Origin of the sequence: Endozoicomonas sp. ALB091, assembly GCF_049310265.1 — a bacterium.
GTDB lineage: Bacteria > Pseudomonadota > Gammaproteobacteria > Pseudomonadales > Endozoicomonadaceae > Endozoicomonas.
In genome coordinates this window covers 830,509-846,124 of the sequence record NZ_JBLYNQ010000007.1, presented here as the reverse complement: position 1 = coordinate 846,124, position 15,616 = coordinate 830,509, and the positions used below count along the sequence as shown (strand labels likewise).

The following is a 15,616-nucleotide window of genomic DNA, read 5'->3' as shown; positions in this document are numbered from 1 at the left end:
CAACCACGGTGATATAAAAAAGTATTTTCAAGTTGGTTTTTTGGTGCTGGTTGATGTTGCAACCAGTCAGCTAGTTTATCAGTAGCGTTTAAGGGCAGTGCCTATAACTGGCAGGGACACGGCCTTAAAATCAAGTCTGTGTGGACCGCGCCTTAGAGCTATAGGGTTGTACGATATTAAATATTCATAAGGAGTTATTAGGTAATGAATAATAATCAAAATGCCATAGCTACAGAGTACTGGCTCTATAGCTTGGCGCAACAGAAGGCACTGGCAGAAGATATCGACCAGAAATTATTTGATAAACATAACGCAAAAGGACGGGAGTTATACGATAAAGCAGGCAATCTCAGGCAGCTGGAGAAAGCAAAAAAGCATTTCCAAAGGGCGCTTAAGGCCACAGGTAGAAACGCTTATGCAAAATCCGCTGTGCACCATAATATGGGTATTCTGCATAACACTCATTATGCCCGATTACCCGGAGGTAATGTTGAGAACCTGAATAATGCCCGTAAATATCTTGAAACAGCCCTGGCATGCAAAGAGAGGCAGCGATTCCATGATCGATATGCTTATACACTCACTCAACTGGCTGTGACCTGGCGAAAAGCGGCAGCCGAGCCTCTTTGGCCAGATGATGCAAGTGTTTGTCTCAAAAAAGCAGAGCAGTTTAATTATGAGGCGCTGGAGTATTTGCAACAAACCAAATCACTGGTTGCTCAGTTAGTTGGGAATGCTCAGGTCCTTTTGAACTTATCATCTGTGCTTTGTGATGCAGCGAGAGAAAGCGAGGCTTGTGACGCAGTTTACAGGGCTTTTTGCAGTTATATGAAAGCCTGCGACCTGATTCATCCTATGCCTTTGTGGACTGAACTCGAAATGCCTCAACTTCTAGGGATCACTTTTTCCCGACTGTACCGTCTGGGAAAGGGGCAAAAGCATTATGAAGAGGTGTGTGATGAAATTCTCAGACTGGCTCCTCAGTATGGTATTTCAGAAGAGCAACTTTATATGACTGCTCCTAATTTGGATGCCAATAATCTGGAAGTTGAATGTTTAGTTTTGATAAAGAGCCTTGGGGATCAGCCCAGTTTAGAAAAGATAAAGAAAGCAAAAGAAAAAGCTGTTCAGCTTCTTCATAAAAGATACTCCGCTACAACTGACCAGGCTGCAGATGATTTGGCGCGATATATACAGATGTTGGTTTCTGGTGTGGCAAGAGGGTTGTGTCAACATGATATGGCATTAGAAGCCTTTGTTGAGCTGGAACATGTCAGCTCTATGCGTTTCACTGAAGCACAAAGCGTTAACTGGTTTAGCTCGGAAAACAAACTATCTCTAGCCCTCTATCAGATAAAACGCCAGCTTGGATCTATCCACTACGCTCTGAATGAGGCAACCCTGTTTTACCAGTTTCATGATAGGTATGGCTCTCGAGACTCTTTTTTCCAGCATAGCTTGGAAGCATTTGCCAGATTGTATGATGGACGTACTGTTTTAGATGGAACTGGAGTGGTATTTGACTCAACCAGATATCCGGAAATATTCAGAGAGGCTGGGGATAGTGCAGACCCGGAAGCCATATTTCAGCAGCACGCCAAAGCAGTTCTCTCAGATTTTAAAAAAGTTGAGAGCAAGCTCCTTGCTCTTGAACCCAGTTTTAAAAGTTATCTTGATGATCTATTTTCAATATCGCACGCCCATATTGAACAGGTTTTTCAGCTATACCCTGAGCTGACCCTTATAAAAATCGATATGGAGCGTGAGCATGATGACCTTCTCTTGATTGTTATTTACCTTGAAAAGGGAGTTGTTTGTAGCAAAAAGTACATTGCTCCTGCTCCCAGCTCATTAGTAAATGACATGAGCGACACTGCAGCTGCTTCGAAAGAGCCCTCTAAAGACGGGTGGGCATTGGATTTTGTGGACTGGACTGAGTTTCTGCCGATCGGAAAGAAGCAGGTTGGTATTTTGCCCTCATATTTTGCCTCTCATATCCCATGGGCTGCGACAGGTTTACCCGGAAAGCGGTTGTTGGATCTTGTTGATGAAGTTGTCTGGCTGCCCTCCATATTGAGCTTATGTCACAAGGCAAAGCACTATAAATCAAGAAAATCTACGGTCAGGATTTCTGGGGGCGGGACACTCTTCTCAGATTACGCACATACAGATGTTGAATATATTGATGCCACTCAAAATACCACTGAACATAGTGTTCTGAAACGAATTGGTTCATCTGATGTGTTTAGCTTCTATGGTCATGCGGAACATATACACCCGGACAGGCCAAAATTACTCTTGGATCAGTTCGCATTAAATGATGGTCAGATAGGTCGGCAAGTTTGTGGTATGAGTAGGGTAGAGTTATGGGCATGCCAGAGTGGCAGTAATATGCCATTGATGTTTATGGGCAGCCCGGTTAACGAAGCTTTTGGTATGGACATGAATATGCTGGAATTTGGAGCAGACACGGCCATCGGTACCCTTTGGGCCGTCCCTGAACTGGTAACCACGCACCTGAAACGCTATTACGACTTATTGGTCTCTAATGGTGAAAAAGCCTCCAGAGCTCTGCTACAGGCGCAGAGGTGGTGGATAAACACCGGTGCTGACCAGCAGTTAACTGTGATCAAAAAAATAGGCACTCAGGAATATCTGCTTGGCCTTGGTTATACCGGGGCTGGCGATAAGATGACAACAGCCTTAATGGGACCGGTGCTGGCAAAAAATTCTACTGATGATCTTGAAGGGCTGGAGCAAAGCTTTAAGCATCCATCTGCCTGGGCTGGATTGCGTTTTTGTGGTTTGCCTGAGAACAAGAGTCTTTATGTTCCTGAAGAGCAAGTTAAACTCCAGCTTGAGGATAAGGTTGAGCTTGAACGTATCTTAAATAGTCTGGATCTCACCTCGGAGTTTGTGTGATGTGGAATGGCGATTTACCCATAGGTGACTGGTCTTATGATGGTAGAAAACATTATGTGGATAGTTATCGGGATCGAATCGAATTGGTCATCGAAGCTGCTTTTGAAACATTTGATGCAGAAAAGATTTCAACAGTATTTTCATCTCAGAAGGCTGGAGTAGAGCAAATTATAACCCGTTTTTTAGTGCCTGACCTTGACCCTGAGAAATTACCTTGCAGAGATATTCGGCTGTTTTCTGAAATTGGTTTCTGGATCGAGCATAAAACGAGGGGCAGGGTATCCTCAAGAACCAAAACTCATGGCCGTCATGAACTGACTGAACAAGTTGGTAGGGAGTCATTCGAGGTTGAAGTAGAAAACGCTTTGGACCAATTGGCTCATGGATTGCGCAGATTAAACAGTCATGTAGCCTCTGATCTGGTTTACTATTGGCTCTTGGCTAATAAAAAATTGCTGGATGAAATAGGCTGTCTTGAAAAATGGTATGAAATCGCTCAAGAGCCGGAACAGAAAGGTTCAGCCACAAAAGCTACCCGTTACAAGGCTGATGCTTGCTTCAGGTACCTTTATCTATTTTTTGAAATGGGTAAACGAATTGATGATAGAGAAGCTGCTTGCTCATACGAACGTAAGTATTTGGTTAAGGGGGAGAATAAGCCGCAATATACTTCCCCTGGAGTAGAAGAACATTCAGAAAAAGCCAAAGTAAGGCGAGTTATCAGAAAAATTATTGATCAATTTTTGTCTATCAAGCCAAAGCTCACACCCCTTCAGCAATGCTTATATAAGGCCATGGCAAAAAAGTCATTAGTTGACCTCTATGAGTTTGAAGAAGTGTACAGGGAAGAGTATCGAAATAAGATTACCCTGCTTAAATTGTATAAATCGTCTGAGGAGTCAGTAGCATGAAATTGGATCAGCTGACACTGGACGCAATGGTATGTGGCACAGAGCAAGATCCTGAAGCATGGAAATCGCTGCTTATTGATCCTGATAGAGAAAAAAATGGCATGAAGCCGTTGTGCGGAGGGAGCAGTTGGATCGTTTCTGCTCATTTGCGGCAAATTGGCCAACTCTGGCAAAGAGTTATCGTCAGCTTAAAAAAACAGCAAAAGCAGCGTTGAGTCCTCCCAGGTTGTCCTGCGTGCCCGATACATCTTTCCAGGTAGGCTCTCCCTTTGCGGCTGTAATGAGTAGTGCATCGAAGAAGAAGGATGATGATCTTTTAATATTATCTGAGTTGCCATGGGGAGAGCAGCGCATAATGGCAGTCACTGCTCCACAAAGCATTGCTTTTAAGTGTGATTCGGATATTGATATTTACTTTGAGTACAGCAATGGTAAGGGATGGATTTCTTCTAAAGACACTTGGAGTCTTGAGAAAGCTGAAGGAGCCGTTGTGTTGACTTTCTGTCATGTTTCGGAAAGGTTGAGCGATGACAGAGATACAGTGATTCAGCAGTCTGAGTCTGTAGCAACCATCGTTTTTTTACCGGGCTGAAATAAAAAGCGAAAAAAAATCATTTTCTCTGCGTATAGGGGTATCAATCCAGAAAAGGTACCCCGAAATGAGCAACGCTACACCGCTATCATGCACTTCTGCAGCGAACATATGGTCGAACCTTCCGTCCGTATATCAGAAGAAAGTCCAAGAAATTGCTAATGAGCTGTCTTCAGGTACGCCATTTCAACTTCTTGGCGGGAAAAAAATTCGATGTAATAAGTCGCTGGTAAGGTTTCGCGTGGGCCGCAACCACAGATTAATACTCAAGACGGGTGCTGGTGGCAGAGAGCTACAGCTGCTTAACAGGCAGTGCTACGAGAAAGCCTTTGAACGAAGGTGCTAGTTATTTTTCTAGCCAGTCATCAATCTAAATATCTGTGGAGAAAACGATGAGTAATTCCAAAATAAAACCTGCTGACAATGCAGCAAATATGCAAAACCCTAATAAAGGGCAATCAGGCACAAACCTGCAATATGACCAGAATCAGGGGAACCGGGGGAAACAGAAAAACCCCAATCAGAAGAAAAAATAGCCGTCACTTTCACTTGGCTTAAGAGTTCCTGTCGGATCAGTAATGATTCGGCAGGATAGTAAATAAACAAGAAATAATGGATTTACCAATGCAGTTGAAAGAAAAAATCGAGAAGCTGGTTCAGGAACTTGGCCGTGGGCTCCATGAGCGTGAAGAAATTGTTGCTGTGGCTCTGCTGGGCGCTCTCTCGGGTCAAAACACCTTTCTTTATGGTCCCCCGGGAACGGCCAAGAGTTTAATATCACGACGTATAGCCTGTGCATTTAAAGATGCCCGCTATTTTGAGTGTTTAATGAATCGCTTTAGTACACCAGACGAAGTGTTTGGTCCGGTTTCGATTAAAGCACTGAAGCAAGATAAATACACTCGCAAAACGGATGGATACTTACCCAGCGCAGACTTTGCATTTCTGGATGAAATATGGAAATCCAGCACTGCTGTATTGAATACGCTACTGACCTTAACCAATGAACGTATTTTTCGTAATGGTGAAGAAATTAAGAAAGCGCCTCTGAAGGCTCTTGTTGCAGCCTCTAACGAAACACCTGCAGAGGGGCAGGGGCTTGAGGCACTGTATGACCGTTTCATCATTCGTATGATGGTTCCCCCTATGCAGAATCGCGAGAAATTTGAAACCTTGCTGCAAAGCAATTCTGTCCAGGCAGAAATAACTATTCCTGATGCTTTAAAAATAAGCAGTAAAAACTGGGAGGATAATTTGAGAGGGCTCCATGAGGTCTCGTTGTCTCAAGAAACGCTCACGATTATTTCTTTGATCTGGATAGCTCTTGCTGAAAAAAGTGAGGAGATGAATGTCTATGTATCAGACCGCCGCTGGAAAAAAGCTGCTCTGTTAATGAAAGCTGCTGCAATGTTCTGCGGTCGAAAGGAAACCAATCACTCTGATGCATTATTACTTCGTCATTGTTTGTGGACAACAGAAGATAATCGTCAAGCTGTTATTAATATTGTCGAAAATGCTGTCAGGGAATGCGGCTATGTTACATCTGTAAATCTGGTAGAAATAGATGAAGAAAAGGAGCGGCTTGATCAGGAGATAAATAATGAGTTGTTTTATAGTCGGGATGTCTATAAGACGACAAAAATGAATGGACGTGATTATTTTAAGGTGCAGAGAACTGCAACCGGTCGCCATTACGGTCACTCTGATAAGAAGTTACAATTTTATATAGAGTTCAGTAAGATGAAGTCAACTGATGAGTTTAACCCTGTTGATAGTAATGGTAATGAAATTGCTGATTTGACTTGCTGTTTTGATAAACAAGGGAGCTGTTCAGTTGATTATGATCGATATTATCAAGTGAAAGAGTTTGTTCCTAAAATACAATTCCATAAGGGCGATAAAAAGGAAGATGTAAATGAACGTCTTATATCTTCATTGCATGACGCAGCTAATGACTTAAAGAAATCTATCTCGGAAGCATTGAATCAGGTTAAAGATAAAAAAGCTACCCATGAATCAGCATTGCATACCCCATTTTTATCCAAAGAAATTCAGGCTATTTCGGTAGATGGGATTCAGAAACAGATTGAAGATCTAAACCTCAGGTTTGCGGATTGTGAGCGATTGATTTCGCTCTGTAAATGAGGTCGTCATGAAGAAGATTTTATTGCGTTTGCAAGATGAGTTCAGTGATGATAGTGCTGCTTTTCTTAAAATTCATCCTGAGATCAACACGACGGTATCCTCCCAGCTAAAAAGCTGGGAAGAGAGCCTGAAAACAGAAGTACAGGGTGGTTTTCCATTTTCTGAGGACGAGAGGCTATGTTCACAGGCGGAATATGAACTGAGCTCAGGAAAGGCTGATGTGATTCATATTGAGGATGACCTCAAGCATTTTTCTTCTTTTCTTTGCTCGGCAAAGATGCCCAGAGATATTTCTTTTTGGGAGAGAAAGATTGCACATACCAGGTGTGAGCCTGATGAAGCCCTGAAGGAACAAGAAGAATCGCAGCATACTTGTATGCTGCAAAGGGAGAAACAGAGCGAGCCAGATGTTCGGTCTGATTTGTGTACTCTGAGGCGGTTATTGCAGCATGAATGGCGTAAGCGATTAAGCCAGAAAAGGGCTGAATGGGAATTAGAGACGGTGTCCAGGTATCGGGTAAAATATTTGCAGCAACTCGAAGAGTGGTTGGAAAGACTCAAGGATATCGTTAAATACATAGAGAAACTCGGATTAGAACCCGGTTATTTTCTGGATTTTTCTGAAGGTAAATTATCATTATCTGATATAGAGCAACTCAAGAAATGGGCTGAATATTTATCGGGTGACCAAGGTGTAAAAGATCTTTGTGACTTGCTCGGTAAACTCAGGCAAATAAGTCGCTCTGAAAAGATTGAGATGGCGAAAACAGTGGTGTCTTTACCAGTTTTCATTCCTGATGTCAGTTCGAGAGAAGAGATTATCGGAATAAAACTGGGCAAAGATATTGAGCATGCTTTACCTTCAGAGCTGGCTCTTTTATCAGATCCTGAGACCGCTATTCTGTTCGACCTTAAATATGTGGAGTCCCGTTTGATGTGCTTCGAAATGGAGGGATTTCAGGCTGATATTAAAGACACAGAGGTTGAACAGGAGCAGCAGGTTTCCGAAGAAGATAAAATGGGACCCGTTGTTATTTGTGTTGATACCAGTGGCTCCATGCATGGTCATCCGGAAACCATAGCCAAGGCTGTAACGCTCTATCTGACGACTATGGCAAAGCAGCAGAACCGAAACTGTTATCTCATTAATTTTTCTACAGGGATAGAAACACTGGATTTATCCGAAGGCTATACCTTGAAGAAGCTGCTTTCCTTTCTACAGAAATCATTTTACGGAGGAACCGATGTAGCTCCCGCTATTCAGCATGGTTTGGGCATTATGCTGAAAGATGACTATCAAAATGCTGATATGTTGATTATCTCTGATTTTGTAATGGCATCACTTCCTGATGAGATGCTGGAAGCAGTGGAGCACCAGAGAGAAAGTGGTAACCGTTTTTATTCCCTGTGCATAGGCAACGAGTTTATGTCCAACAGACTAAAAACGCATTTTGACAGGGAGTGGATCTATAATCCCGCTAGTTCCAGTATTAAGGAACTGATTGGGTTTGGTAACGGGATTCTGGGCACGGGGGGATTGTAGATAATCATTGTCTGTGAACATGTTGCTGGGAGTCGCTCGGGGCATTATGCCCGGAGCGATAACCATACAACTAAAGCCATGCACGTGACTGAAATATTCAAGAAATCGGGCTCGCAGGCTTACACCTCACAGCAACAGGCAAACCCTCCCTCAGCTGGATCTGTCAAAATTATGAAGTCCTGAAGAGGCAGCTGATGACTCGTAATCAGCGTGCCGGGATGTTTCCGGCATACCTGCCCGGGTGGGTGTTGCTCTGTGTTTATTGTGCTTCAGATGATTTTTGATCGCTCGCTTCTGAAGCGACTCCAGTAGTTTTACAATAATGTCGACGGAGTGACTGAGCTGGTTATTTTTCTGTTGCTGGCTTCTCATTTCAGCGTTTGCAGCTCTGATGATTGCTCTGATGAACTCTTTCAGGTATTCAGGATAATTAACTGGAAATTCTGGAGTGACCATAAGAGCACTGCTGGATGCAGTAGTTGCTTTGGTTGTTTGAGTGGAAATTTTTCTGGTTGGGCTTTGAGTATTGTCGATGATCTGAGAAGCATATTCTTTACCCCCATCTTCATGATTGATCCACTCCCTGGCTCGATGATCAGACACTTTGAGTAAGTGGGTGTTGAAGTTGGTATTTTTATCAAAGTCAACAGCCAGGGCTAATTTACTCCAGCTATAGTTTTTGCCGAGAGCTGAGGCTTTAATGCCGCCTTTCGAAAAAATCCCATAATGCAGTCGGAGCCCGACTACGCGGCCTGTGGTTTGAAGGTTTGCTGTGATACCAATATTTTGAGACTGCAGAGAAGTGATAAATCGAGCAAATTTTTCTGCAGGATGAGCTGACTTGCTATCATCAATGGCTTGATCCAGAAGCTGTCGCAATTGCTGTTTACAGGATGGCCCTTCAGTTCGCTGGATCATCCTGAATTCGCATTTTGCCGGGTTAGTACCGTCAGGTGCTCGTGATGGGTCATGGTATGCACAGGCTGTCCGTTTTTCTACTCTATAAAGATCGTATTTGATCTCCAGACTCTGCATTGCCTGCTCCCAGATGCGGTAGTCCTGGTGGGGATTGTGAATTTTTCCTGTCTCATCAACGGTTGCATAGAGCATGTGAACATGGAGGTGTTCGGTGTCTCCATGGACAACATAGAGCGTTGGTCGCTCTCCAGAAGTTACAATGTTTAGGGACTCTCTGGCTATTCTACATGCCGTTTGTGCATTCAGTTTTTTGCTGTCGTCTGGATGAAAGCTGACCACACGATGCTCCCAATGGGATTTTGGCATTTTCTTTCCGGGGCGGTTTCTTTTGTTCCAGTTCGTGACCTGGCTGATGAATGACTGCGCTGATGCTTTGGGAGATCCGTTTATCAGAACCGGCTGGGCATGATCTCTCTCTATATGCAGTATTCGTTCATTACCGCCTCCCTTTTGCATATTTTTGACATCGGCATCATCAATTTTTGCATCAGGATTCAGCATATAGTGAGCGACTATGATGCCTTTAGCCACACTGCCGTTTAGCTTGGCATCAGCGATCATTTTTTCTGCTCATGATACTTTATAAAACAACTTATGGCTTCAATAACGAGCTGGATTTCAAACGAGTCCGGGATGGTTCCTGATCGAACGATAGATAAAAGTTCATTAATCATGTTCCCGACTTTAGCTATCTCTGTGAGTTGCTGTCGTTCAATTTCTGATGGGGGCGGTGGCAGGTCTTTATTATGATGCTGTGACAGGATGTATTCTGACACGTTTAAGTTCAGCGACTTTGCTTTTGCCTTGATTTCAGATTTTTCTTGCACGCTGACTCTGATTTGAATCTGGGTTGTTTTGTTGTTCTCCATAATGGCATCCTTATTGATGCGTGTAGGATACAGTGATTTAAGGCGGGAAAACGTTAATAGATATTTTGTTCGCTATGGGTATGTAATTTGCGGCAAGATGATTGATGATTTTTTAACTTTTCAGATATGAGCTAAAACTATAACCACTGGAGAGGATTGTCGCATTCGGCACAGGCTTTGCTTTATTCCGCACGGGGATTGTCGTATCCGACAATGGCCTGTTCTATCTGGCAGACTGCTCTCTGCGCTGGATTGTTATGATTTCTTGCTTTTCCTGTGGCGGAGTGGAACGACGCCGCACTCACTCAGTGCGAGTGCACACTGAGTCAGTCGCAAAGTAATGTCATGACATTACTTTGCCCTTGCTTGCATCCCCAGGATTTAACAGATCCCAAAGCGTGTCATTACAGGATCGGAATCATTGGAACCATGAATCTGGAGATGAAAAGGAGACCCTATTCATCAACTTTCTGCAGTAACTCTCCAGGAGTGCAGTCAAAATATGAGCATAATCCGTCAATGACATCAAGCGTTACGTTGTAACCTGGTGAGTTTGCTACTCGAGTGATAGTGGCCCGACCAATTCCAGCTTCATCAGCTACCTGGGCAAGAGTGATTTTTCGTTTTTCCCGGAAAGCTTTATCGTCAAGAAATTGTCGAAAAAGGATTCGAATCATCAGTGTTCCCTGGCTAACGAGTGTGATTAATTTTAATCATAACTGTATATCTGCTGATATTGACAGTAATCTTAATTAAACTAAATTAAACATATATGAGTAGAAAATTCAAATTAAGTTGTTAACTTGATAGATCTGACTTATAAGCCTCATATTTGAGTGCGAGCAAATATTTATTGAACCTGAATCATCAGGAGGATATATGCCAGGGAAGAGTTCACGAAAAAGAATGCGCAGGCTGGATAAAGGCGCTCAAGATTTTATTCAAGGGCTTAGTGTTAAAAAATCCCACTTAGAGGCTGTTGCTAAACTACGGGAGTATTTCGACTCTGATAATATAATCACTGGCAGAGCCTGTTATCAGAAGTTACTAAAACTAATAAGAAAAGGAGGGCAATTACGTCGGCTTAGCTATTACAGTTTTTCCAGTCAAGACGAAAGAACAAAGCTTCTATATGGGCTTGCGAAACACATCATTCAGCAGAGGGATAACCCTAAAAACAAACGTAAAAAGTGGTTAATGCCTGACGGTAGCTCGTTAAACTCAATGGAGGTAAGAACCAGGGCTGAGAAAGCGTTTCCGAACTTGGCAAAGAAACTAAAAACACCACAGAACTTTGATCGAGCACTTGAACAAATTAAAGTCAGTAGTGATGGGTTGATAGACTCTGAAACAAATGAAATTACAGACTTTATTAAAGTGTTAGAGCGTGTGACAGGAGTTAAAATCACAAAAGTCCCCGCCTCCCATAAGCCAGACTACATACCAAACCCAGAATCACTCAAGGATGCGGTATTCCGAGCGGAAACCGGTGAAATAACTGCCGACGTTGCTTGGGGAGTCTATATGCTCACAGATAAAGAGACAGGTAAGGTTTATGTAGGTATCACCCGGCGCTCGTTTGCAGAAAGGTTTTCCTGGCACATCGTTGAGTCAAAAGTAAAAGGGTATACTGAGGGCAGCCTGGCAGAAAGACTTAGAGAAATAGTCGAGCTTGATAAAGATCCAAGGAGTATTTTCTCTATCAAGACTCTGAAAAAACACAGGGTTATGAGTAATGATGACGCTAGGATATTAGAGAAAGAGTGTATTAAGAATCATCCTGAATGCATGAAGCCAAATGGTTACAACATTAAAGACGGCGGGTCATTAGGTAACTCGGGTAATGGATTGCCATTTAGCATGTCTGTAGGAAATGGAAAATGGTATTTCGATAGCTTGTCTCAAATGATTATCTGGTTTCAGCTCAATTACCCTCAGCTGGAAATAACATCTGGCAAAGTCCGAAAAAGGCTCGAGTCTGGTTCATCAATCTATGAAGCATTGAATATCGATAAATTTTATGGAAAAAAAGGGCGTCGGCCAGATTTCTTTATCTATAACGGTAAAAAATATAACCAGATCAGAGAAGCGGCTGAGGAAAATGGCATCAGACAAGCCAGCCTCAAATCACGATTGCACAGATCCATAATTAGTGGCGAACCATATCGTGACTTGAAATGGGAAAAGTCTCCTGAAAACTCGCCAAAATATTATGAAATACCACATCCAGACTCGGCTATTGGAGGCTATGTTTCTTTAGCAGAGTTTGCGAATCTCACGGGACTTAAAAAATCGACGGTAACCACTCGATATCGATCTTTGCGCCAAAAAAGACTCTTGGAAGGTATGTCAGAGGCAGAATTGATTGAATGCCTGTCAGCTCCAGCAAATGACAGGTCAAAAAATCTTCGTGTAGTTCTACCAAATAAAGATGTTTTGGAAGGTGGGCAAAATCGAATTACAAACGATGTCTGTTCATTGCAATATGAATCCATGAGATTACCAAAATACGGTGTGTCCAGGGCTCGCAGGGAGCTAAGAAGCCTGTTAGATCGTAATCCCCTCCCTAAAAATGAAGAGTTGTTGGAGGCATTGGGATTTAAAGTCAATTTATAAACTATAAACTCTGCTGGGGATTGTCTGGTTCTGCATAGGCATTGTCTTATTCCGCAATCACTCAACTCAGTGCGAGTGCACACCACACTGAGTCAGTAGCAAAGTCATGACATGACTTTGCTTGTATCCCCGGATTTTTCAGAATGCGTTGTTACACCGAGAAAGGGCTGATCATTCTGTCCTGTTTCTTTTGGACAGGCTGTCGAATTAGAATACTTTGTATCTTACGGACGATACATTATGACCAGCAGCCAGTCTGATACCTCCGGCTCTTCAACGCCTGACTTCGATAATGACATCAATAATAAAGAGCGCCATCAAAAAGAAGTCGCTGTGTTTAACAGTCCAGAATTACAGGCTTTGCTTGCGGAGATTATTGCCCTTGATCTGGAAACCACAGGCCAGGGGGCTATCCGCCATATCGGGGCTTATCATAATCCGGTTACCGGTCACCCTGAAACTCCGGTCATCAGTGATCGGATACAGCAGTTTGAGTACTAGGGAGGCAAGGGAAAAGAGGTGATTGCTGCCTTGCAGGGGCTGGATACCTTTTGTCAGCCTTGCCGTTTTGTCAGCGGCCATAATCTGATCGGTCATGATTTGCCGGTGCTGCAATCCCTTCAGCCCGGTTTGCAGCTATTGTCCAAACCGGTGATTGATACCTTATTCCTGTCTCCCTGGCTTTCCCCCGTAATCCTTATCACCACTTGGTGAAAGATTATAAATTGGTCAAAGATGCCATTAATGATCCGGTGGCGGATGCCCAGCTGGCACTGTCCATCTTTGTCGAGCAATATCAGAGTTTTTCGGAGACTGCACAGAACGAGCCTGACCTGATCCGGCTCTATCATTTCTGTTTTGCCACAGGCCATCCAGAGAATGAGCCTTATGGGCAACCCGGTGATGAACAGCCGGAGGTAATCGAGACATCATTCGAGGGGCTGGCTGCAATTTTCCAGACATTAATTGATCGGCCGTTTACCACTGGCCCGGAAGTGTTACAGGCACTGGTGCGGTTATGCGAAGGTCTGGTCTGCCCAAAGCAGATCCGTCGTGTGGCCATACGGCACTTGCCCGAAACCCGGATGCGAGTGCTGTTACCCTATTGTGTCGCCTGGTTGAAAGTATCCGGAGGCAATTCGGTGATACCGGGCTGGGTCCGTCATCGTTTTCCGGAGATACCCAATCTCCTCAAGCAGCTTCGGGGCCAGCACTGTGGCGATGAGTCGTGCAGTTACTGTGCAGAAAATCATGACCCGGTGCGGCAGCTCCAGCGCTACTTTAATTATCCGGATTACCGCAAGACCAAAGAAGGGCAACCGCTGCAGCGGGATATTGTGCTTGAGGGCATGAATGACCAGCCATTGCTGGGCATTTTGCCCACTGGCGGAGGTAAATCCATTTGCTTTCAGATTCCCGGCCTGGTGCGTTATTACCGCCGTGGTTTGCTGACGGTGATTATTTCACCATTGCAGGCATTGATGAAAGACCAGGTGGAGAACCTGAAAAAGAAAACCGGCTCCATGGCCGTGGCTGCTATTTACGGCATGTTAACGCCTCCAGAGCGCGGGGCTATTCTGGAACAGGTGCGCCTTGGCGATATTGGCCTGCTCTATCTGTCGCCGGAACAGCTGCGGAATAAGTCGGTGATTAATACCCTTAGCCAGCGGGAAATTGGCTGCTGGGTATTTGATGAAGCCCATTGCCTGTCAAAGTGGGGCATGACTTCCGGCCGGATTATCTTTATGCCGGCCGATTTATTCGGGAGCAGTCGCTTAACAGTAAACAGCCACTGCCTCCGGTGGCCTGCTATACCGCAACCGCGAAACACGATGTGATAGACGATATCCGTGACCATTTTTCCAGCCATCTGGGGCAGTCCCTGACCCTGTTTCAGGGGGGCGTTGAGCGTTCCAACCTTGCTTATGAAGTGCACCTGGTTACCCATGCGGCTAAATATGGCCGGGTGTCGGAACTGATTATGGAGCGCCTGCCGGAGAATGGCTGTTGTGTTGTTTATTGTGCCACCCGCAAGAATACCGAGGAGCTGGCACAGTTTCTGTCGAAGGCACTTAATCAGTACTTTGAAGAAATGCAAAGGTCGCTGACCGTTAGTCATTTTCATGGTGGCTTGGACGTTCCCGCCAAAAAAGCGATTCTGGAAGGTTTTATCCTTGGGGGGATCGACATTATCTGTGCCACCAACGCCTTTGGCATGGGGGTGGATAAAGATAATGTGCGGCTGGTGATTCATGCGGATATTCCCGGATCCTTGGAAAACTATCTGCAAGAGGCGGGGCGTGCCGGTCGTGATGAGCAACCTGCCGAGTGTATATTGCTGTTTGACCATCAGGATATTGAAACCCAGTTCAAGTTGGGGGCTCTGTCTGAAGTCCATCTGAATGATATTCAACAGATTTTGCGTGGATTGAGGCGACTGGAAAAACGACCGGGGAAGGATATTGTGATTACGTCCGGTGAGCTATTACGTTCCGATGCCGTGGATACTTCTTTTGACCTGGATGACCGATCAGCAGATACCAAGGTAAAAACGGCCATTGCCTGGCTGGAGCGTGGTGGTTACCTGGAAAGAAATGAAAATTCCAACCTGGTATTTCAGGGCAAACCCCTGTTCAACACCCTGGAAGAGGCAGAAGAAAAACTGGATACCTTACAGCTGTCCGACACTAACCGGAAAAAGTGGCTAATGGTACTCTCGGCCCTGATTAATGCTGATCCGGATGAGGGGGTGAGTGCGGACCGGCTGGCGGAGGATATTGGTCGTCATCTGAAAGCGCAGGATAAAGCTACCCCGCTGAATACCACCGATATTATGGCCATCCTCAGTCAGATGGCGGATGTGGGGCTGGTCTCCAACGGGTTATTGATGACCGCTTTTCTCCGGCCCAAGGGGCGAAATAATGCCCGGGATGTCTACCAGAAATTGTGCCGGTTAGAAAAGGCCATGCTGGATAGCCTCCGGGAAGCACATCCCGATGACCATGAAAAAGAACCCTTTCCATTGGATTTGCGCTAATTG

Annotated in this window: 16 protein-coding genes; 13 read left to right on the top strand and 3 right to left on the bottom strand. The window is 44.4% G+C overall.

Annotated elements, in window-relative coordinates:
- Window positions 1–204 precede the first annotated feature (204 nt).
- From ACO6UX_RS15550 to ACO6UX_RS15515, 8 genes are all read left to right on the top strand, one after another.
- Window positions 205–2,922, top strand: coding sequence for a CHAT domain-containing protein (locus ACO6UX_RS15550; protein ID WP_422449096.1), 2,718 nt, complete (start codon window positions 205–207; stop codon window positions 2,920–2,922).
- Window positions 2,922–3,833, top strand: a complete 912-nt coding sequence (locus ACO6UX_RS15545) for a hypothetical protein (protein WP_422449094.1) — start codon at window positions 2,922–2,924, stop codon at window positions 3,831–3,833. Before ACO6UX_RS15550 ends, ACO6UX_RS15545 begins: the two co-directional genes overlap by 1 nt.
- Window positions 3,830–4,048, top strand: a complete 219-nt coding sequence (locus ACO6UX_RS15540; protein ID WP_422449092.1) for a hypothetical protein — start codon at window positions 3,830–3,832, stop codon at window positions 4,046–4,048. The genes ACO6UX_RS15545 and ACO6UX_RS15540 overlap by 4 nt, the downstream gene beginning before the upstream one ends.
- Before the next feature lie 20 nt (window positions 4,049–4,068).
- Window positions 4,069–4,425 carry a hypothetical protein gene (locus ACO6UX_RS15535; RefSeq protein WP_422449090.1) on the top strand — a complete coding sequence of 119 codons (357 nt, stop codon included), beginning with the start codon at window positions 4,069–4,071 and terminating at the stop codon, window positions 4,423–4,425.
- 67 nt (window positions 4,426–4,492) lie between these two features.
- Window positions 4,493–4,771 carry a hypothetical protein gene (locus ACO6UX_RS15530; protein ID WP_422449088.1) on the top strand — a complete coding sequence of 93 codons (279 nt, stop codon included), beginning with the start codon at window positions 4,493–4,495 and terminating at the stop codon, window positions 4,769–4,771.
- A 46-nt stretch (window positions 4,772–4,817) separates the two neighbouring features.
- Window positions 4,818–4,961 (top strand): hypothetical protein, encoded by a 144-nt coding sequence (locus ACO6UX_RS15525; RefSeq protein WP_422449086.1) that lies wholly within the window; start codon window positions 4,818–4,820, stop codon window positions 4,959–4,961.
- A gap of 88 nt (window positions 4,962–5,049) precedes the next feature.
- On the top strand, window positions 5,050–6,570 hold the full coding sequence (locus tag ACO6UX_RS15520; protein ID WP_422449084.1) for an AAA family ATPase: 1,521 nt from the start codon (window positions 5,050–5,052) through the stop codon (window positions 6,568–6,570).
- A gap of 7 nt (window positions 6,571–6,577) precedes the next feature.
- On the top strand, window positions 6,578–8,113 hold the full coding sequence (locus ACO6UX_RS15515) for a VWA domain-containing protein (RefSeq protein WP_422449082.1): 1,536 nt from the start codon (window positions 6,578–6,580) through the stop codon (window positions 8,111–8,113).
- A gap of 150 nt (window positions 8,114–8,263) precedes the next feature.
- Here ACO6UX_RS15515 and ACO6UX_RS15510 read toward each other — a convergent pair whose 3' ends face one another.
- The 3 genes from ACO6UX_RS15510 to ACO6UX_RS15500 form a co-directional block, all read right to left on the bottom strand.
- Entirely contained in the window at window positions 8,264–9,652 is a 1,389-nt protein-coding gene (locus ACO6UX_RS15510; RefSeq protein WP_422449080.1) for a relaxase/mobilization nuclease domain-containing protein, read from the bottom strand.
- Window positions 9,649–9,960, bottom strand: coding sequence for a plasmid mobilization protein (locus ACO6UX_RS15505; RefSeq protein WP_422449078.1), 312 nt, complete (start codon window positions 9,958–9,960; stop codon window positions 9,649–9,651). The genes ACO6UX_RS15510 and ACO6UX_RS15505 overlap by 4 nt, the downstream gene beginning before the upstream one ends.
- A 455-nt stretch (window positions 9,961–10,415) precedes the next feature.
- Window positions 10,416–10,637 carry a helix-turn-helix domain-containing protein gene (locus ACO6UX_RS15500; RefSeq protein ID WP_422449076.1) on the bottom strand — a complete coding sequence of 74 codons (222 nt, stop codon included), beginning with the start codon at window positions 10,635–10,637 and terminating at the stop codon, window positions 10,416–10,418.
- 202 nt (window positions 10,638–10,839) lie between these two features.
- Here ACO6UX_RS15500 and ACO6UX_RS15495 point away from each other — a divergent pair, with 202 nt between their 5' ends.
- The 5 genes from ACO6UX_RS15495 to ACO6UX_RS15475 all read left to right on the top strand — a co-directional run bounded on the left by ACO6UX_RS15495 (window position 10,840) and on the right by ACO6UX_RS15475 (window position 15,613).
- Window positions 10,840–12,576 carry a GIY-YIG nuclease family protein gene (locus ACO6UX_RS15495; RefSeq protein ID WP_422449074.1) on the top strand — a complete coding sequence of 579 codons (1,737 nt, stop codon included), beginning with the start codon at window positions 10,840–10,842 and terminating at the stop codon, window positions 12,574–12,576.
- Window positions 12,577–12,816: 240 nt separating this feature from the next.
- On the top strand, window positions 12,817–13,077 hold the full coding sequence (locus tag ACO6UX_RS15490) for a hypothetical protein (protein WP_422449072.1): 261 nt from the start codon (window positions 12,817–12,819) through the stop codon (window positions 13,075–13,077).
- Between the two features lie 18 nt (window positions 13,078–13,095).
- Window positions 13,096–13,290, top strand: a complete 195-nt coding sequence (locus ACO6UX_RS15485; RefSeq protein WP_422449070.1) for a hypothetical protein — start codon at window positions 13,096–13,098, stop codon at window positions 13,288–13,290.
- Window positions 13,287–14,414, top strand: coding sequence for a DEAD/DEAH box helicase (locus tag ACO6UX_RS15480; RefSeq protein ID WP_422449068.1), 1,128 nt, complete (start codon window positions 13,287–13,289; stop codon window positions 14,412–14,414). Before ACO6UX_RS15485 ends, ACO6UX_RS15480 begins: the two co-directional genes overlap by 4 nt.
- A complete protein-coding gene (locus ACO6UX_RS15475; RefSeq protein WP_422449567.1) occupies window positions 14,378–15,613 on the top strand; it encodes a helicase-related protein in 1,236 nt (411 codons plus the stop codon). The genes ACO6UX_RS15480 and ACO6UX_RS15475 overlap by 37 nt, the downstream gene beginning before the upstream one ends.
- The last annotated feature ends 3 nt before the right edge of the window (window positions 15,614–15,616 follow it).